The following is a 17,855-nucleotide window of genomic DNA, read 5'->3' as shown; positions in this document are numbered from 1 at the left end:
GGCCCGGTGCCGCTGGGCTGAGGCATCGACCGTCGGCGGGCGGCCTACCGGGGAGGCGAGCCGGCCGGCACGCCGGGGAGGCGAGCCGGGTGGCGTGATTTGTGGGGTGTGCGTCGTTGACGCCATTCCCACCGCGCGGGCAGCCTTATGCCATGCGTCGAGTGGTTTTCGTAGTGTTCGAGGGGTTCCAGGCGGTCGACCTGGTGGGCCCGCATGCGGTGTTCCATTACGCCCAGCAGACGGTCGGCGGCTACGACTGCCAGGTGGTGGCTCCGAACGCCGGTCCGGTCCAGTCCTCGAGCGGTCTGCCGATGCTCGCCGCGTACGGAATCGAGGACCTCGGCCCCGAGGGACTGGACACCCTCGTCGTGGTGGGCGGACCGGGTGTGAACGATGCCCGCCGCGACCCCGCACTGGTGGCCTGGATCGCCGCCGCGGCGTCCGGTGCCCGGCGGGTGGCATCGGTGTGCAGCGGCGCGCTTCTCCTCGCGGCCACCGGGTTCCTCGCCGGGCGACGGGTCACCACGCACTGGGCCCGTGAGCGGCAACTCGCCGATGAGCACCCCGAGCTGACGGTGGACTGCGACCCGATCTTCATCAGGGACGGTTCGGTGTGGACCTCGGCCGGGGTCAGCGCCGGCATGGACCTCGCGCTCGCCTTGGTGGAGGACGACCACGGTCCGGAGGTCGCGCTGGCCGCCGCCCGCGAGATGGTGCTCTACCTCCGACGGCCGGGTGACCAGTCGCAGTTCAGCGTCCCGCTGTGGTCGGCGCAGCCGACCACCGGCCCGATTCGCAAAGCCGTCCGGGCGATCCAGGACAAACCCGGCGGCCGGCACAACGTCGCAGAGCTGGCGGCCTGCGCCGGCCTGAGCCCGCGTCACCTGCAGCGGCGCTTCACCGCAGAGGTCGGCGTGGGACCGGCGGCCTACGTCGAACGTGTCCGGGTGGAGGCGGCCCGACGGGCGCTCACCGAGGCGGACGAGCCGGTAGCCGTGCTGGCCCGCCGCCTGGGCTTCGGCACCGCCGAAACCATGCGCCGCACCTTCCACCGCCGCGTCGGCATCGCCCCCGGCGAATACCGCGACCGCTTCGGCTCGACTGCGACACGAGGCCCTGCCCTCGACCGGGAGGCCGGCGCCGAAGCGGTCTGAAGGGCGAGGTCGTCTGAAGGACGGAGTCGTCTGAAGGGCGACGGCGGACCGCCCCGGAACCGATCGGCGCGGAACAGCCGCGCGCCGGGACCGCCGACAGCGCTTGCGCGTGCGCTGCCCGGCGCTGCCCGGCCCGGCACAGCCGGGCAAAACCAGGGCGAACGAACCAACCCTCCGCAACGCCCGTTCCGCCGCCGAAGCCCCTACCAGGGGCCGCTGCCGGACACCCTCGGCCGCCACGAGCGGCGGCGCCTGCGCTTGCCGATGCTCTCTCGGCAGCGCCAGCAGCGCCCACTGCCGCACCGCTCACGCGGGCGGGGCACAACGACTCACCGACCGACCGCCCTACCCACCAGGGGCTGCCTTCCGCACCGGAAGGCAGCGGCACCATCGCCGCACGCCCCGCGACCGAGCAGCACAAGCAGCACGAACTACACGAGCAACGTCGAATACGCACACATCCTGGGAGATGAACATGCAAGCACAACTCGTGACGGTGGTCACCGGCGGAAGCCGCGGGATCGGCGCAGCAGTCTGCGCGCGCCTCGCGAGCGAGGGACACGACATCGTCCTCGGCTACCACTCGGACAGCTCCGCAGCAGCGGCGGTTGCCGCAACCGTCCGGCAGGCCGGCCGCAAGTGCGTCACCGTCCGTGTGGACACCGCCGACGAGACGGACGTCAACCACCTCTTCGACCGAGCCGCCGACATCGGTCCCGTCACCGCGCTCGTGAACAACGCCGGGACCGGCGGCCCGAACGGACGGCTGACCGATGCCGACCCTGCCGGTATCCGCCGGGCACTCGACGTCAACGTGCTCGGATACCTCCTGTGTGCCCGGCGTGCCATCCAGGACATGGAACGCAACGGCGGCGGAGCGATAGTCAATATCTCCTCGGCCGCGGCCACGCTCGGCAGCCCGGGACTGTACGTTCACTACGCGGCGGCCAAGGCCGCTGTCGACGCGATGACCATGGGGCTGTCCAAGGAGGTCGGCCCCCAGGGCATCCGCGTCAACGGCGTTGCACCCGGCACCATCTGGACCGACTTTCACCAGGACCCCGAACGCCCCGGCAAGGTCGCCGCCGCCATCCCCCTGGGTCGCGCCGGACAGCCGGAGGAGATCGCCGCAGCCGTCTCCTGGCTGCTCTCCACCGATGCGTCGTATGCAACCGGGGCGATCCTCCGGGTGGCAGGCGGACTCTAGTCCGATCGTCCACGCGGCCCCGGTCGAACCGCCTCGTCGCACACGGGAGTTGCTCTCGTCGTTCCTCGTCGTTCCTCGTCGCCGGAAACCGGCTCACCGCCCCGCGGCAGGCCCGCCATGGCACGCCCATGGCGGGCCTGCCGCAGTGTCCGGCCCTAATGGCGCGCCGAACCGGGGCCACCTCGACCAGGCCGAACGCGCAGGTGCGCCGCCCTCGCGCCTGCGTGTCAGTGAACACACCTCCGCGCCCGGAGCAGGTGTCGCGGCAACTCGCCCGTCGGTAGCGCTCGATGAACGCGCGGCCCTGGTCGAGGTCCCAGGTGCTCTGACCGCTTACGTTGGCCGGGTTGTGTCGTACCTGCCTTTTAGGGTGTCGGGGTGTCTCGTTGTCGTGATCGGACCGATGTTCGGGCGGTGCGTCGCACCACCCGGATCGGTCTGGATCTGACCCAAGCGCAGGTCCAGCGAGGTTCGGGGCGCAGCGAGTGCTCCGCAGTAGGCAACTCAGGGAGGTAGGCACATGAGAGCACTCCTCACGTCGTCCGGGATCAAGAACGCCAGCATCCATGACGCGCTGGTCGACCTGCTGGGCAAATCGATCGCCGAGTCCAACGCCTTGTTCATCCCCACCGCCATCTACCCCTTCCCCGGCGGGCCCGGCATGGCGTGGCGGGCGATATCCGGTGAGGGTCCGTCGCCGTTGTGTGGATTGGGTTGGAAATCGTTGGGGATTCTGGAGCTGACGGCGCTGCCGAGCATCGAGGAGGCTGCTTGGGTGCCAACGGTCCAGGCCGCCGACGCACTGCTGGTATGGGGCGGCGACCCGCTGTTTCTCGCCAACTGGATGCGGCGCTCCGGTTTGACCGGCCTACTGCCGACGCTGCGTTCCGAGGCGGTCTACGTGGGGGTGAGCGCCGGGAGCATGGCTGTTGCCTCCACCTTTGTCGAGACCTACCACGAACCGCCCCGCGGGAACGATGGACCGTTGAGGTCGGAAGACATCGTCTTCGCCACGCCTGAGGGTGACGTCGACAGAATCCTGGTCACGGGACAGGGGGCAGGACTCGTCGACTTCGCGGTGATCCCGCACCTGGAGCACCCGAACCACCCCGACGCCTCCTTGGCCAACGCGGAGAGGTGGGCGGCACGGATTCCCGCGCCGACGTATGCGATCGACGACCAGACCGCCATCAAGGTGGTCGACGGCGCCGCCCAAGTCGTCTCCGAGGGGCAGTGGAAACTGTTCCAGCCCTGACCGCACCGGGCAGTTCCTGAAGGGAACGTCGGTCGGGTCGTTCCCTCGTCGACCTGTCCGTCCGCACGAGTTGGGCGACCACCGGCACCCGGTTCCCGCCGGCCGAGGCCGGCAGCATCATCGCCCGCCGGTAGCGCACCGAACTGGTGCTGCCCCGCCGCACGATCCTCTGTAACTGCCGGCCCTCCTGGTCGGTCAGCCTCCGGACCTTGACCGACGCTGCCGCCACGCCTCCTGCATCGGATCGGATGTCGGCCTACATCCCACCGGTTAAGGCGCCGTCACCACCAACCCGGCGAACGTTGTCGGTCACAGCACTGGCTCGTACTCCCCGGAACCCGCCGCCGGGTACTCACCGTGTGCCCCGCCGGCCTGCCCGGAACGCGCGCAACCACACGAGCAACCGCCACAGCCGGCGCGGTCGCCCGCTCGGTGTCGGAGGCGGCGCCGGTAGGGGCATCTCGACGTCCGCCCCGTCGACCCACTCCCGGACCAGCAGACTCAACCGCTCGTCCTGGACTCGATCCACGGTCGACGTGTTCGGCGGAGCACCGCGTGTCCACCCGAATTGGTATGTCATCGCGGGTACGTCTCTTCTCTGTCGGGGCGCGCGGGGTGGGGTCCACTTCCAAGGTCGAGCCCCACTCCCACACCCGTCTCCTGATGCACCGGCCGGATCAACTCCCTTGCCAGACACAGGAGTTGCTTGCGCCAGTCATCGTCGCCGGGAACCGGCTCGGCCGGCGCGATCGGCAACCCGCCTCAGGACATCGCCATCGGCACGCCCTCGCGGGCCGGCCGCAGTGTGCGGCCCTAATCGGCGCGCCCGACCGGGGGCGCCTCGACCAGGGCGAATGGAAACGACCGCCGTCGCCCGTCGCGGTCCTCCACCGTGACCGTGCCTCCCGGCAGGTCCACGGACACGACGTGTCCCGACCCGATCTGGTCGCCGTCGGGGTGGAAGGTCCACACGAAGTCCCCCACATCACAGGGGACTTCCTCCTCCTCGTCGGGAATGCACCCGCTCATCGCCCCACCTCGCCGCATCGGACCGGGGCATCGGCCAGGTCGAGCCACCAGGTCGCCTCGCCCGCCGTATGCCCCACCATCGCCTCCGCCAACGCCCGCCGAGCCGAATGCGGGGTCCGACGCCACTCGGGAAACCGCCACATCCACCGCCGCACCTCACCCAACTCGTTCCCGGCACCCACCAGATGCGACCCGAGAAACCCGACCTCCGCCCACCGCGGTCCGACGGCCACCCGACCCCAATCCACCACGGACACCCACCCGTCCGCCCGACGGATCATGTTCGCCGACGTCAGATCGGTGTGCAGCAACCGATCCCCACACAACGGCCCGCCACGCCCCTGCGCAACGTGCTCCCGCAACCGCCCCACCAACGTCGGCAACCCCGCACCGCGCCCCGGCCGAATCCGCCCGATCCGATCCACGACACCCACCACCTGCGCCAGATCCTGCGACCCCAGAGCCAACCGCACCGGCCGCCCCTCGACATGCTCGAACACCAGCACCCGCCACCCGTCCACACACCCGTGCCCGAGCAACCGAGGCGACAAGACCCCGACCACCGCACTCGCCGCAACCTCACTGGTCTGCGCCCGAGCCGACAACGGCGCAGTGGCCTCCTCCGCCACCTTCACGAACACCGTCCCGGAAGCAGTGGTCACCGCCCCGGTAAAGGAACTGGTGTACGGCCCGACCACCGGCACCACCGACTCGACGGGACCGACCATCGACGTGACGAACTCCCATACCAGAACCGGAAGTTCCGACCACCCATAACGTGGACTCATCCCGCCACCCGCACCGAAACACCCCGCGCAGTAGGCGGCAGGCAGCCAACCCCGACCGGCAACGCCACCGCCTCCAACGCCCGCCCGAGATGATCCACCCGCCACAACTCCCTTACCACCGAGGCAGGTTCCGCATCAGAATCCGCCTCCGAATGACCGACCGAGCACCAGTGCGCCGACCGCCCAACCGGTCCATCCGCCTCCCGAGCCGTGACGACCTCGCCAACGACCGCACCGGCCATCCGAAGGACGTCCGAGTCGCGGTGATCGCAGGCGTGGCGTGTCGCGCGGGTGATCCTGCGCATACGTTCGACGTGTCCGGCGCGAGAGTCGAACTCCACCTCGATGCAGCCGCGTTCGAGTCCTCCGAGGACCGACACAGGTGATTGCGCGAAGGTTGGCGGCAGTTCTGCCAGTAGCTGATGTCGAAGCACAGCCAGTCGCCTCCAAAGGGACGCACGCGGGCAGCAGTGAGCAAGCGTGACGGCAGCGCCGATCACACCCCGCGTGGATAAGATCACTACACGTAGTGCTGGTTGCGTCAGAATCTCTCGCGCAACTTCTATTTGCAACACGCATCAGTCAAGCGAAGGTAAAATCTGGCAGCACCATGCGTGCATGGCGCTTCACTGGTGCGCTGACCAGGGAGGGACAACAGATGCCTACGACACCGATGTTGGCTCGACGGAGGCTCGGCAATGAACTCCGCACGTTGCGAGAACTGCGGCGACTCACGGTCGAGGAGGTAGGAGCACAGCTCGGGTGGCACAAATCAAAGGTGTCGCGCATCGAGAATGCGCAGTCCGGCGTCACGCGTCGCGATCTGTACAAGCTCATGGAGTTGTACGAGGTCGACTCGGACGGTCGGGACAAATGCGAAGCGCTGGTCGCGGATGGGCGAGAGCGCTCTTGGTGGGCAGTAGCGCCGTATGCCGACGTCCTCAACAACGACTACCAGGAGCAGATCGGGCTTGAGGCGGAAGCCGCTGCGGCGTGGGAGTACCAACCGCTGCTCATCCCAGGCTTGTTGCAGACGGCCGACTACTCGCGGGCGGTCATCGGGAGCGGGCCGTTCGTTCAGGATGAGGAGGACATCGAAACGCTCGTCGAGGTACGCCAGCGGCGCCAGCGCGTGTTGCTCACCGAGGACGACCCCGTGGAGTACTCGGGCGTGATCACCATGGCAGCCCTCATGTACGAGATTGGCGGGAAACACGCACTGCGTGCCCAACTCGCACACCTGCTGGACGTGGCCGAGCGACCCAACGTCACGGTGCAGGTGATCCCCTACGACGCGGCGGCGCCAACTACTGCCGGTCTGACGCTCCTGCACTTTCGAGACGCCCAGGATCCGAGCGTTGCCTTCGTGGACACTGTTTCTGTGAGCTTTCAGCGGGATAATGCCCGTGAGATCCGACGGTACGTACGGTTCTTCGATTACCTGCGCACCCACGCTCTCGATAGCCAGAACACCCAAGCGATCATCAAGAAGCGACTGGAAGACCTCAAGTGACTCAGCTTCCCCCCGTCGTGCAGCAGGCGTCCGAGTACGGCCACCTGACCTGGTTCAAGAGCACCCGCAGCGGCCAGCAGAACGGCTGCGTTTCCGTGGCCCACACGGACGTCCAGACGGCCGTTCGTGACAGCAAGAACCCCACAGGGCCCGCCTTCGCGGTCCGGTCCGACGCCTGGACGTCGTTCATCGCCGCAGTTCGCTGACCTTCGGGAACGCGAAAGCCCCTCCCTTGGAGGGGCTTTCGCTTTTTGTGGCACTGCTTGTCGCAAACAGGACGAAGAATATTAGTTGCAAACATGGCGTCCTGGACCAACTCGGCATACGACAACCGAACGCTGGTGACACAGGTCGGGGACGCGCACGCCGACACGGCCGGCGACGACGTGGTGCCGGCCTCCGATCGACCTCCCACCTCGTCATCGACGTTGCCCTCGCTCGTGCTGCGCATGTTCGACGTCGCGGAGATCGAGGAGGGCATGCGGGTGCTCGACCTCGGTACCGGCAGCGGCTATTCGGCCGCCCTGCTCGGACGTCGCCTCGGTGACGATCACGTGCTGTCGGTGGATGTGGACGAGTATCTGGTGAACGCCGCCCGTCAGCGGCTCGGTCCGGTTCACCGGTGGTTCATTCGTCAGGCCCGTTCGACTTGTGGGGGCAACTCGAACGCGCGCGGCACTTCATCGCGGAGTATGGACCGGTCGATCCGGCCTCCCTCCGTATGGAGATCACCGCAGACAGTCAGCAGATGATTTGGCCTGCCGCGAGCCTGACGCTCCCCCTTTGACGAACCGCTCGTATCACGACCGCCCGGGCAGCACCATCAACCGGTCAACGGCGAAAACCTCGCCCATCGCGATGAGTTCCTCGACTGACGCCGACGGGTTGCGGAACCGTGCCCGACTACGTGACGGCACCGTCGTGGGGCGGCACTGCTACCAGCGGTACCAGCGGCCACGGCCGCCACCGCTGCCGGTCGAACGGACGACGAAGCCGAGTGCCCAGACGATCAGGACGACGATCGCGGCCCACCAAAGGATCTTCACCGCGAAACCGGCACCGAAAAGGATCAGGGCGAGGAGCAGAACTACAAGCAAGGGAACCATTGTTTTTACCTCCGCCACTCTTGTGCCCAGCCAATTCGGGTGCATGCCTCGAAAAAAGGCCGTTTGCCGGGCCTATTTTCGGGCAGGGATCGCAACTGATTCTTCGCTCGGCAATCATTGCGCTTTCCCCCGTCCAGGGCCTGTTCCTCTTTCCTCGCGCGCGCGGGCGAGGAAAGAGGTCGCCGACCCGCAGTAAACGTGTTGGCGTCCGGGCGCCCGGATCGCCGACGATCCCCGTCGCCGGACTCCCGCGCGCCGCGCCCAGCACCCCACGCCCCGCGCCCAGCCCCAACGCGGCGTAACTGCGCCGGTCAGGGCAGGTCCACCAGCCCGCTCGGCTACACCCACGGCGCTCGGGCCCGCCGTCGCCGGACTCCCCGGCCGCACCTCGCGTCCATCGCGCACACGCCCGCCCGGGGCGTCCCTCGGGGCATCGGGTGACCCTCATATCGTGATCGGAAAACGATATTTACCGCGAAAGTTCGACCAATGCAGCCGAGTGGAGAAATATAATCGGCAAATCGGGGTCGGAATGGGAGATTCCTGCTTAGAGTGATTTCTGTCGGCCGGAGAATTTCTCCGACCGTACACATCGAAAGGCACTCTCATGCGCTTCATGCGCACTCCCGCCATTTCCCGGACCCTCGTGGTCGCCGCGATCGCCGTGGCCGGCCTGGCGACCCCAACCCTTGCCTCCGCGTCGGCCCTGGCCGACGCGGGCGGCGCTGGGACCCACATCAGCCTCGGCATTCTCGGCTTCCCCGGTAACAACGGCGCCAACGGCGTCGGCACCCACGGTGGCCTCGGCGGCCTGGGCGGTACCGGCGGCGCGGCCGGTGCCAACGGCAACGGCGGCATCGGCGGCGCCGGCGGCAACGCCGACGGCAGCGCAAGCGTCGGCGGCGGTGGCGGTACCGGTGGCGCGGGCGGCGCCAACGGCAACGGCGGCAGTGGTGGCAGCGGCGGCGCGGCCACCCTCGGCGGAACCGGCGGCAAGGGCGGCGTGGGCGGTGTCGGCGACGCCGGCGCCGGAATCGCCGGCGGCAGCGGCGGCAACGGCGGGGCCGCCACGGCGGGTGGCGGCCACAAGGGCGGCCTCGGCGGCGCCGGCGGCGCGGCCAGCCCGGTCTGCCCCGGCAAGCCCGGCGGCAACGGCACCGCCGCCACATTCACCGCGGACGGCACCACCGGCGCCACCGGCGCCGCGGGCCACACCACCCTCCCCTGCTGAATCGACACCCGATCACCGACCGCTGACGCGCGGTGAACGAAAATCGGCTGGGCGGCGCTCCGTCGGGACTTCCCGGCGGAGCGCCTACCCATCGCGGTCCGAGGTCTTCGGGCCACCCGCCGCCGACCGATCAGACGTCGAACAGTCCGCGCTCCCCCGCCTGGCGTTCGAAGTCCTCCAACCGGGCCTGGGCGCGGGCCGGTTCGATGTCGCACATGGCCTGGAGCAGGATCTGGCCCATCAGGATCGGCGCCCCGTACGAGTCGAAGACCAGCTGGGAGCCGACCCCCGCGATCAGCACCGCGTCGGACAACACGGCCGCCGGTGCGAACGGGCTGTCCGTCACGGTCACGATCCGAAAGCCCAGATCCCGCGCGATCCGCAGCCCGTCGCCCAGTTCCCTCGGATAACGCGGCAGCGCAAAGCACAGCAGCCCCGTCGCCCCCGCCGCCCGCGCCTGGTCCAGCCGGTCCACCAACTGCGAGCCGCCCTCGTCCAGCACCCGCACCTCGGGCAGCACCTTCGCCGCGAAGTAGCCGAACCCCCGCGCCGGCGCCATCCCGGTCCGCAACCCGAGCACCACCAGCGGACGCGACGGCGCCAACAACGCCGCCGCCCGCGCGATCGGGCCGGGGTCGGCGAGCTGCTCGGCCAGCCTGCTCAGGTTGGCGATCTCGGCATGCACGGCGCCCACGTACTCGTTGCGGTCCACCTCGGCGGAGGACTCCGCCGTCGTCGGCAGGCCGAGTTCGCGCAGGTGTCGGCGCAGCGCCGGATAGCCGTCGAAGCCGAGCGCGACCGCGAAGCGGGTCACCGACGGCTGGCTGACCCCGGCGAGTTGGGCCACCTCAACGCTGGACAGGAACACCGCCTCGCCCGCGTGCCGCACCAGGCAGTGCGCGATCCGACGCTGCGTGGGCGTGAGCCGGTGGCGCTCGAACAGGGCGAGCAGGCGGGCGGAAGGGCTCGCGTCGTCGTCGGCCACCGACAGGGTCTCCTCGCAACTCGGGTGGTACGGGCGGTACAGGCAGCACGGGCGGTACAGGCAGCACAGGCAGCACAGGCGGTACAGGCGGTATGGGTGTTACAGGCGGTACAGGTGGAACGGGCGGAACGGGCGGAACGCGGACCGCCGACGATGGCGGCGATCCGCGTCCGGCAATCCTGCCTGATCTGACGGCAGGTCAGCTCAACGAAGGCTCCAGGTCAGTTCAGCTCACCGGCCGCCGAGGCCGCCGCCCGAACCACCCCACCGCTGCGCACGAACGTGTCGGCGATCTCCAGATCCGGGGCCAGGAAGCGGTCCGGCCCCACCCCTTCGCCGCCGTGCTCGCGCAGCGCGGCGACCACCGCGGCCGTCGCCGGCGCCGGCGCACCCAGGCCCGCCGCCACGCGCATGTCCAACGCCCGCGCAGCGGTGGTGAGTTCGATGGCCAGGATGCGGTTGAGATGGTCGATCGCGCGACGCAGCTTGCGGGCCGCGCTCCACCCCATCGAGACGTGGTCCTCCTGCATCGCCGAGCTGGGGATCGAGTCCGCCGACGCCGGCACTGCCAGCCGCTTGCACTCGGAGACCAGCGCGGCCTGCGTGTACTGCGCGATCATCAGCCCGGAGTCGACACCCGGATCATCCGCGAGGAAGGCCGGCAGCCCATGCGAGCGCGACGGGTCGAGCAGCCGGTCCGTACGCCGCTCGGCGATCGAGCCGAGGTCGGCCACCGCGACGGCGAGGAAGTCGAGCACGTAACCGACCGGTGCGCCGTGGAAGTTGCCGTTGGACTCGATCCGGCCGTCCTCCAATATCACCGGGTTGTCCACGGACGCGGCCAGTTCGCGCTCGGCGACCAGCAGCGCATGGGCGAGGGTGTCCCGCCCGGCACCCGCGACCTGCGGCGCGCAGCGCACCGAGTAGGCGTCCTGTACGCGCGGCGCGGCGTCCTGGTGATGCCCGGTCAGCGCCGACCCGTCGAGCACCCGCAACATGTTGGCCGCGCTGGCCGACTGGCCCGGATGCGGCCGGATCGCGTGCAGCGCCGGGTCGAGCACCCGGGAGGTACCGAGCAGCGCCTCCATCGTCATCGCGGCGGTGATGTCGGCGGTGGTGAACAGGCGGGCGAGGTCGGCCCCGGCCATCAACAACATGCCGAGCATGCCGTCGGTGCCGTTGATCAGCGCCAGACCCTCCTTCTCCTTCAACTCGACCGGCTCCAGACCGGCCGCCGCGAGCAGCTCGGCGGCGGGCCGCACCACGCCGTCCGGGCCGGCCGCCTCCCCCTCACCGGTGAGCACCAGGGCGCAGTGCGCCAGCGGGGCCAGGTCGCCGCTGCACCCGAGCGAGCCGAACTCCCGCACCACCGGCGTGATCCCCGCGTTGAGCAGACCGGCCATGGTGCGCGCGACGATCGGCCGGACCCCCGTACGCCCCGAACACAGCGTCTTGAGCCGCAACAACATCAGCGCGCGGACCACCTCGTCCTCGACGCGCGGCCCCATCCCGGCGGCGTGCGAGCGGACCAGGGAGTGCTGGAGGCGGGTACGCAGTTCGGGGCTGATGTGCCGGACGGCGAGCGCGCCGAAGCCGGTGGACACCCCGTACACGGGTTCCGTACGCGCGGCGAGCCCTTCGACCACGGCCCGCGACGTGGCCATGGCCTTGATCGCGGTCTCGGCCAGCTCGACGCGCGCGCCGGCGCGGGCGACCGCGAGAACGTCCTGGGGGGACATCCCGGCCTCGCCGATCAGGACGGTGGCGGGGGTTGCCTCGGGGGTGCTGTGCAGATCGCTATTCACTCGAACATTATGTGCATGGATCGCGACAACACCAGGGCGGCTACCGTGCGGGGAGACATCCGGACGTCGGCCGTCGGGTAGACAGTCCGGATCGGATCGAGGAAAGGCAGTGCCGTGGGTCGGGTCACCTCTCGCCACAAGGTCCTGCGGCTGGGCGGCGACGCACCGGCCGTGGCCCGGATCGACACGCTCGTGGCCGAGGAGCCGCTGGACATCCGGATCGGCGGACGCACGATCACCGTGACCATGCGCACACCGGGCGACGACTTCGACCTGGTCGCCGGGTTCCTCGCGGCCGAGGGGGTGATCGGCGCGGCCGGGGACCTGACCGCGATGCGCTACTGCGCGGGCACCGACGAGGACGGCCACAACACCTACAACGTGGTGGACGCGGTACTCGCACCACACGTACCGGCCCCGGACCCGGGCCTGATGCGCGGGGTATGGACGTCGAGTGCGTGCGGGATCTGCGGCAGCACCGGCATCGACGGGCTGCGCCGGATGTCCCGCTTCGACGTACGCGCGGACGACGTGCGGGTGGACGCGGAGGTGCTGTACGCGCTGCCCGATCGGCTGCGCGCGGCGCAGAAGGTGTTCGCCAGCACCGGCGGCCTGCATGCGGCGGGCCTGTTCACCGCCGACGGCGAGGCGGTCTGCGTACGCGAGGACGTCGGCCGGCACAACGCGGTGGACAAGGTGGTCGGCTGGGCGCTGCGCGAGGGCCGGCTGCCGCTGGCGGGACACGTGCTGATGGTCAGCGGGCGGGCCTCGTTCGAACTGACCCAGAAGGCCGCGATGGCGGGGGTGCCGATGATGGCCGCGGTATCCGCCCCCTCCGGCCTGGCGGTGGAACTCGCCGAGGACGCGGGGGTGACCCTGGTCGGCTTCCTGCGTGGCCGCTCGGCCAACGTGTACACCCACCAGGACCGGGTGACCGTACCCGTACACCCGACCGAGCCACCGGCCTGAGCACCCGCACGCCTGCCGAACCCACACGCACCCGAGCCTGCCGAATCCAAGCGGTCCGGAGCCTGCCGATTCCGGGCGCTGCGGATCGCATCTGGCCCGGGTCGCGTGTGGCCCGGGTCGCCAGGCACTCGGGTCGCCGGCCCGAGCCGGTCGGGTGGCCCGCCGCGCGGCACCGCCGTCACCGCGGTCACGGCCCAGGTCGCGCTCGTCGCCCGAGTCGCTCCGGGGGCTCGGGTCACCCAGGTCGCGCACGTCACCCAGGTCGCGCACGTCGCCCGGGCAGCGCACGTCGCCCCGGGCGCTCCGACCGCTCGGGTCACCCACCGACTCAAACCACCCGCCCCACCCGCGCCCCCGCACCCCCTCACTCCGGCAGCGACGCCCCACCCGTCAACGCCACCGCAACCAACGCCCGCAGTACCGGCGCCAGTCCCGTGACGCTCAGGCTCAGATCATCCGCGTAGATCTCCACCAGCCACCCACCCGCGGCGTTGCTCCCGCCCGCCGCGACCATCGCCTTGTAGCCGCCGACCAGGAGCAGGTCCTCCTCGGCCGGGTCCGTCCCCGGGTCGCCCAACTCGGCGACGAAGCTGCCGCCCTGTACCGCGTCGGCCGTCGCCGGATAGTGCGCCAGGTCGTATTCGGCCGCGACCGCGTCATAGCGCGAGCCCGACTCGCTCTGCACGCCGGTCAGCCGGTGGATCGAGTACCGCACCGTACGCAACACCCGCCCGCCCGGCGGCAGATAGGACACCCACCAGGCGACCCCGTCCAGCATCCGGGCGAAGGTGTCGGCGACGATTTCCAGCCGGCCCAGCGTGTCCGCACGATGCACGCTCTTCGGCTCGCGCTCGTCGAGCACCGCCAGCACCGCGGCCAACAACCGCCCCGGCTCGGCGTTGTGCAGCGCGCCGCGGAACCGGCGGCGGTCGCGATGCGGGCCCGGGCCCTCGGTCTCCGCCTCGTCCTGCGCCTCGCGCGCCAGGGACAGGGTCAGGTCGGGCTGTTGGCCGCGCCCGGCGACCACCGGGCGGGTCGAGCGGGAGCCCTTGGCCCGGTACTGCGCCGCGTCGGCGAGCCGGAACAGCCGGTCCGCGCTGGTCACCGGGCCCACCGGATCGCCCGTGGAGGCCACGCCGCAGGCCACCCCCTCGCCGTTGTGCATCCGCAGCGCCCGTCGACACAGCTCCTCGGCGACCACGACCACGTCGTCCGGCGGATAGCCCTCGACCAGGACGCAGAACTCGTCGCCGCCGAGCCGGGCGGCCGTCGCACCGGGCAACATCGCGCTGCACGCGGAGAGCTGGTCGGCGAAGCGTTCCAGGAGCCGGTCCCCCACGTCGTGGCCGCGTTCGTCGTTGAGCCGCTTGAGGCCGTTGACGTCGCACACGATCAGGCTGACCACCACGCCGTCCCGGTAGTGCCGGGCCATCGCCTCGTCCAACCGCGCGTCGATGGCGCGCCGGTTGGCCAGTCCGGTCAGCGGGTCGGTGAAGGCCAGCTTCTCGATCCGCTCGAAGTGTTCCGCCTGGGCCAGACCGGCCGAGATCTGCGCGGCCAGCACCCCGGCGAACTCGGCGTCCACCGGCTCGAAGCGGGGCTGGTCGGCGCGCCGGGCCAGATACAACTCGCCCCACACCCGGCCCTCGACCATGATCGGCGCCACCATGCAGTCGTGCCGCCCCCGCCGCCGCATCGCCGCGACCCGTTCGGGGTCGTGTACGGCCTCGTCCTCGGCGTCGTCGACGCAGCGCGACCAGGTGGTGGGCCAGGCCGCCGACTCGATGATGTCCGGGAAGTCGCTGACGGGGTAGCTCTCCGCGGTCGGCAGCGGCTCCTCCCCCTCGGCCAGTTCGCCGTCGTTGACCAACACCCGCAGTCGCCCGGTGTCCCGTTCCCACACCGAGATCGAGGCGTGCGCGGCACCCATCGCCAGCCGTGCCTGGGTCGCGGACACCCGGACCACCTCGGAGAAGTGGTGGGTCGTGGCGAGCGTCTTGGCCAGGTGAATGATCGCGTGCAGCCGGCGGGCCGCGTCGGGGCCCTCGACCAGGGCGGCGGGTTCCGGACAGGTGTCGCCGGGCATCCCGGGCAGGTCGTCGGGCGGGCCGCCCGAGCCCTCGGTTCCGGGAGCGCTCGAATCGGGTCGCGAAGCTACTGTCCTCACCCCCAATCCACCAGCACCGAGACCAGAGGATATGTCATGTATTGCCCGATTAACGGCAAGGTGCACCCGCGTCATGCCGCCACCTCAACGGGTCGCTGTTCGCGCGCGTTCCGGTCGCCGACCCCCCGGTCGGCTCCGGTGCGTCCGCCGAGCGCCCGCGCGCGAGCCCGGCGCCCGTCCCGGTCCGAGCGAAGCGCTTGTACACCCCGGCTTCGTACACCCCGGCTTCGCGTCCTGCGCACATTACTCCTGTGCCGGCCGCCCGCAACGCCCCGTGTCCGGGCCGTAGCGCAGCAGGGCGTACCGGGTCGCCGGCTTGTGAAGACACCGTGGAGGGGTCCCACGATCTCGGCCGAAAGAGTACGGTCTCGGGCACAGTCCGAAGGAGTGTCGCGTGCCCACGCTTTCCGTCATCGCCGCGATCGATGTACCGGCCGCCCGCATCTGGGAGGCGGTAGGCGACTTCGAGGACCCGTCCGGGTGGTATCCGTGGCCGGTCGAGGAGCACACCGACACCGAGCGGCGGGTACGCGGGCCGGACGGGACGAGCGTGCGCGAACGGCTGGTCGAGCACGACGAGGCGGGACACACGTACAGCTATCGGGCGCTGGACGGCCTGCCGCTGCTGGGCCGGATCGCGCTCGAATCGATCGCCGGCGGCACGATGTGCCTGGTGGTCTGGTCGGTGCGGTTCCAGAGCACGCCGGCCGAACAACTCGCGGTGCTGCGCGAACTCGAACACGCGGTCATGCGGCCTGCGCTGCGTTCGCTGCGGGCGTCGTTCGCCTGACGGGGTCGCGAAGGAGTCGCAAGGAAGATACGCAAGGAAGATCCAAGCGCCCCGGACCCGCCGGTCATTGCGGTATCGGATCCCCCGGCCGGCACACCGTCCAGGGTTCGACCAGCCCCAGGCCGCGCACCGGGCGGCGCCACATCGGATGCAGTTCGTAGCGGGTGTCGCCCTCCAGAGCGGCGGCCAACTCGCGGTCGACCACCACGGCGTCCTTGGGGCTGAGCGCGGTCAGCCGGCTGGCCAGATTGACGGTGGTGCCGAACACGTCGCCCATCCGGGAGAGCACGTGGCCGTACGCGATGCCCACCCGCAGCGCGGGCAGGATCTCCTCCTGAGCCATCGCCTCGACCAGGCGCAGTCCCAGTTCGACCGCCGAGTCCGGCGAGAAGGTCACGAACAACACCTCGTCGCCCAGCGTCTTGACCAGGCGCCCGCCCTGTTCGGCGATCACGTCGACGGCGGTGTCCTCGAAGGTCTGTACCAGGCGGCCGAGTTCGGCCTCCTCCAGGTTGCGCGAGAGCCGGGTGAAGCCGACCAGGTCGGCGAAGCCGACGGCCAGCGACTGGCCCACCGTCTGTGGATCGGTCAGCCCCTGCATCGCGCGCGAGCTGGCCGCGGCCAGGTGCCGGCGCCAGGCGTAGATGACCAGCGGTTCGAGTTCGAGCATCACATCGCCCGCGGTGGTGACCACCTGTTCGGAGCGGCGACCGGTGAGCTCGGTGCCGATGTATTCCACCCACGCCTCGGTCTGCCATTCGGCGAATCGGGCCATGGTCTGGCCCACCGAGCGGACGAACTGCGCCGCGACGGCGGCGGGCAGCAACCCGGACTCGGTCAGCTCGCGCAGGTGCTTGAGCGCGGCCACGTCGGCGTCGGTGAACGCGCGGGCCGGGCCGAAATCGGCGAAGCCCAGGCCGCGCCACAACTTGCGGGCTTCTTCCAGGGGCACCCCGACCAGGTCGGCGACCTGGCCCGAGGTGTAGCGCCGGGGGGCGCCCAGGACGACCTGTTCGACGTCGGCGATCGTGTTGTTGACCGCCTCGATGTCGGACAGATCGGGCAGGGCGGGCTGATCGACCGCGTCGGCCCCGGCGCCCGCGCCGGGCTCCACGCGGGTCCGTTCCTCGGGCATGTGGCTCCTCTCGTCGGAGCCACACTACGTGTCGGGGGTCACAAAGGTTCGGGGTCGGCCGCTGCCATGTGCTTCTTCCGCTCGGGCGCGGCCCGCGCCACGAGTACGAGCAACTCGCTCTGCAGGCGCACCACGTGCGGCAGACCCGGGAGTTCGAGCCGCTCCCGGTCGCCGGTGGGCACCAGCACGACGGTGCCGGCGCCGAGGATCCGATCCACGAACGACGCGTGCTCGATCAGTACATCCGCCACGCGCGTGAAGGGGACCACCCGCGTCTCCCGGGTCAGCGCACCGGTACGCACGATCAGCCGATCGACGGCGACCGAGTACAACGTGCCCAGCCAGGCCAGCCACGGAGCGACACTCCACCGCACCAGCGCGGCAAGCCCGCCCAGCAGCACGGCGGGCAGGATCCAACCTCTGGCCGCGCTCGGCGAGAACAACGCAGCCAGGAAGCCGGTAACGGCAACGGTGGCAAAGAGGGAGAGGGCGGGACGCACAAGATGCATCCAGTGCGGACGCACCACAAAGAGCGTGTCGTCATCGACCTCGGCAGCGCCAACAAACACCGGGCCTCCTCGGGGGGTCCCCCGATTGTGCAACCGACGCCCCGGGAAGGCCCGGAGGCGTGCCGAGACCAAGAACTTCCGCGCCCACCCGCGCACCCGTTACGTCGGGCGCGACGCCGGCGGCTTTCGGGCGGGAGGGGTGAGTCCGACAC

General features: G+C 70.4%; 17 protein-coding genes and 1 pseudogene. 9 read left to right on the top strand and 9 right to left on the bottom strand.

Going from position 1 to position 17,855, the window contains the following annotated elements; genetic code table 11:
* Nucleotides 1-152 precede the first annotated feature (152 nt).
* The 3 genes from ABIA38_RS30060 (at nt 153) to ABIA38_RS30050 (ending at nt 3,616) form a co-directional block, all read left to right on the top strand.
* Nucleotides 153-1,154, top strand: coding sequence for a GlxA family transcriptional regulator (locus tag ABIA38_RS30060; protein WP_424642011.1), 1,002 nt, complete (start codon nt 153-155; stop codon nt 1,152-1,154).
* A gap of 475 nt (nt 1,155-1,629) precedes the next feature.
* On the top strand, nt 1,630-2,361 hold the full coding sequence (locus tag ABIA38_RS30055; RefSeq protein ID WP_424642010.1) for an SDR family NAD(P)-dependent oxidoreductase: 732 nt from the start codon (nt 1,630-1,632) through the stop codon (nt 2,359-2,361).
* A 520-nt stretch (nt 2,362-2,881) separates the two neighbouring features.
* Complete coding sequence (locus ABIA38_RS30050; RefSeq protein ID WP_424642009.1) at nt 2,882-3,616, top strand: Type 1 glutamine amidotransferase-like domain-containing protein; 735 nt, start codon at nt 2,882-2,884, stop codon at nt 3,614-3,616.
* A gap of 46 nt (nt 3,617-3,662) precedes the next feature.
* Here ABIA38_RS30050 and ABIA38_RS30045 read toward each other — a convergent pair.
* From ABIA38_RS30045 to ABIA38_RS30035, 3 genes and pseudogenes are all read right to left on the bottom strand, one after another.
* Nucleotides 3,663-3,845: pseudogene (locus ABIA38_RS30045) on the bottom strand (IS630 family transposase); the annotation flags it as partial.
* Nucleotides 3,846-4,429: 584 nt separating this feature from the next.
* Nucleotides 4,430-4,645, bottom strand: coding sequence for a hypothetical protein (locus ABIA38_RS30040; RefSeq protein ID WP_424642008.1), 216 nt, complete (start codon nt 4,643-4,645; stop codon nt 4,430-4,432).
* Nucleotides 4,642-5,433: a phosphotransferase gene (locus ABIA38_RS30035; RefSeq protein WP_424642007.1), complete on the bottom strand. Its 792-nt coding sequence runs from the start codon at nt 5,431-5,433 to the stop codon at nt 4,642-4,644. Before ABIA38_RS30035 ends, ABIA38_RS30040 begins: the two co-directional genes overlap by 4 nt.
* Before the next feature lie 658 nt (nt 5,434-6,091).
* Between ABIA38_RS30035 and ABIA38_RS30030 the strand changes: the two genes are divergently transcribed.
* The 3 genes from ABIA38_RS30030 (at nt 6,092) to ABIA38_RS30020 (ending at nt 7,698) form a co-directional block, all read left to right on the top strand.
* Nucleotides 6,092-6,946 (top strand): helix-turn-helix domain-containing protein, encoded by an 855-nt coding sequence (locus ABIA38_RS30030; RefSeq protein ID WP_424642006.1) that lies wholly within the window; start codon nt 6,092-6,094, stop codon nt 6,944-6,946.
* Nucleotides 6,943-7,152 (top strand): DUF397 domain-containing protein, encoded by a 210-nt coding sequence (locus ABIA38_RS30025; RefSeq protein ID WP_424642005.1) that lies wholly within the window; start codon nt 6,943-6,945, stop codon nt 7,150-7,152. Before ABIA38_RS30030 ends, ABIA38_RS30025 begins: the two co-directional genes overlap by 4 nt.
* Before the next feature lie 93 nt (nt 7,153-7,245).
* Complete coding sequence (locus ABIA38_RS30020) at nt 7,246-7,698, top strand: methyltransferase domain-containing protein (RefSeq protein WP_424642004.1); 453 nt, start codon at nt 7,246-7,248, stop codon at nt 7,696-7,698.
* A 183-nt stretch (nt 7,699-7,881) separates the two neighbouring features.
* On the opposite strand, the gene ABIA38_RS30015 is transcribed toward ABIA38_RS30020, so the two are convergent.
* Nucleotides 7,882-8,052 (bottom strand): hydrophobic protein, encoded by a 171-nt coding sequence (locus ABIA38_RS30015; protein WP_424642003.1) that lies wholly within the window; start codon nt 8,050-8,052, stop codon nt 7,882-7,884.
* 616 nt (nt 8,053-8,668) lie between these two features.
* On the opposite strand from ABIA38_RS30015, the gene ABIA38_RS30010 reads away from it, so the two are divergent.
* Entirely contained in the window at nt 8,669-9,283 is a 615-nt protein-coding gene (locus tag ABIA38_RS30010; RefSeq protein ID WP_424642002.1) for a hypothetical protein, read from the top strand.
* Nucleotides 9,284-9,413: 130 nt separating this feature from the next.
* Here the strand turns inward: ABIA38_RS30010 and ABIA38_RS30005 are convergent, their stop codons facing one another.
* On the bottom strand, nt 9,414-10,274 hold the full coding sequence (locus tag ABIA38_RS30005) for a MurR/RpiR family transcriptional regulator (RefSeq protein ID WP_424642137.1): 861 nt from the start codon (nt 10,272-10,274) through the stop codon (nt 9,414-9,416).
* A 215-nt stretch (nt 10,275-10,489) separates the two neighbouring features.
* Nucleotides 10,490-12,061, bottom strand: coding sequence for a histidine ammonia-lyase (gene hutH / locus ABIA38_RS30000; RefSeq protein WP_424642136.1), 1,572 nt, complete (start codon nt 12,059-12,061; stop codon nt 10,490-10,492).
* A 126-nt stretch (nt 12,062-12,187) separates the two neighbouring features.
* Between hutH and fdhD the strand changes: the two genes are divergently transcribed.
* Nucleotides 12,188-13,042: a formate dehydrogenase accessory sulfurtransferase FdhD gene (gene fdhD / locus ABIA38_RS29995; RefSeq protein ID WP_424642001.1), complete on the top strand. Its 855-nt coding sequence runs from the start codon at nt 12,188-12,190 to the stop codon at nt 13,040-13,042.
* A 364-nt stretch (nt 13,043-13,406) separates the two neighbouring features.
* Here the strand turns inward: fdhD and ABIA38_RS29990 are convergent, their stop codons facing one another.
* Nucleotides 13,407-15,209, bottom strand: coding sequence for a sensor domain-containing diguanylate cyclase (locus ABIA38_RS29990; RefSeq protein ID WP_424642000.1), 1,803 nt, complete (start codon nt 15,207-15,209; stop codon nt 13,407-13,409).
* 394 nt (nt 15,210-15,603) lie between these two features.
* On the opposite strand from ABIA38_RS29990, the gene ABIA38_RS29985 reads away from it, so the two are divergent.
* The gene (locus ABIA38_RS29985) at nt 15,604-15,999 is read left to right on the top strand and encodes an SRPBCC family protein (protein ID WP_424641999.1); all 396 of its coding nucleotides are present in this window, start codon (nt 15,604-15,606) and stop codon (nt 15,997-15,999) included.
* 64 nt (nt 16,000-16,063) lie between these two features.
* Here the strand turns inward: ABIA38_RS29985 and ABIA38_RS29980 are convergent, their stop codons facing one another.
* Together ABIA38_RS29980 and ABIA38_RS29975 are read right to left on the bottom strand one after the other, a co-directional pair.
* Nucleotides 16,064-17,134, bottom strand: coding sequence for an adenylate/guanylate cyclase domain-containing protein (locus ABIA38_RS29980; protein ID WP_424641998.1), 1,071 nt, complete (start codon nt 17,132-17,134; stop codon nt 16,064-16,066).
* 38 nt (nt 17,135-17,172) lie between these two features.
* Nucleotides 17,173-17,703: a PH domain-containing protein gene (locus ABIA38_RS29975; RefSeq protein ID WP_424641997.1), complete on the bottom strand. Its 531-nt coding sequence runs from the start codon at nt 17,701-17,703 to the stop codon at nt 17,173-17,175.
* Nucleotides 17,704-17,855: the final 152 nt, after the last annotated feature.

The sequence above is a fragment of the Embleya sp. AB8 genome (genome assembly GCF_049739465.1).
In the GTDB taxonomy this organism is placed as follows: domain Bacteria; phylum Actinomycetota; class Actinomycetes; order Streptomycetales; family Streptomycetaceae; genus Embleya.
This window is presented reverse-complemented; position numbering and strand designations above follow the sequence as displayed.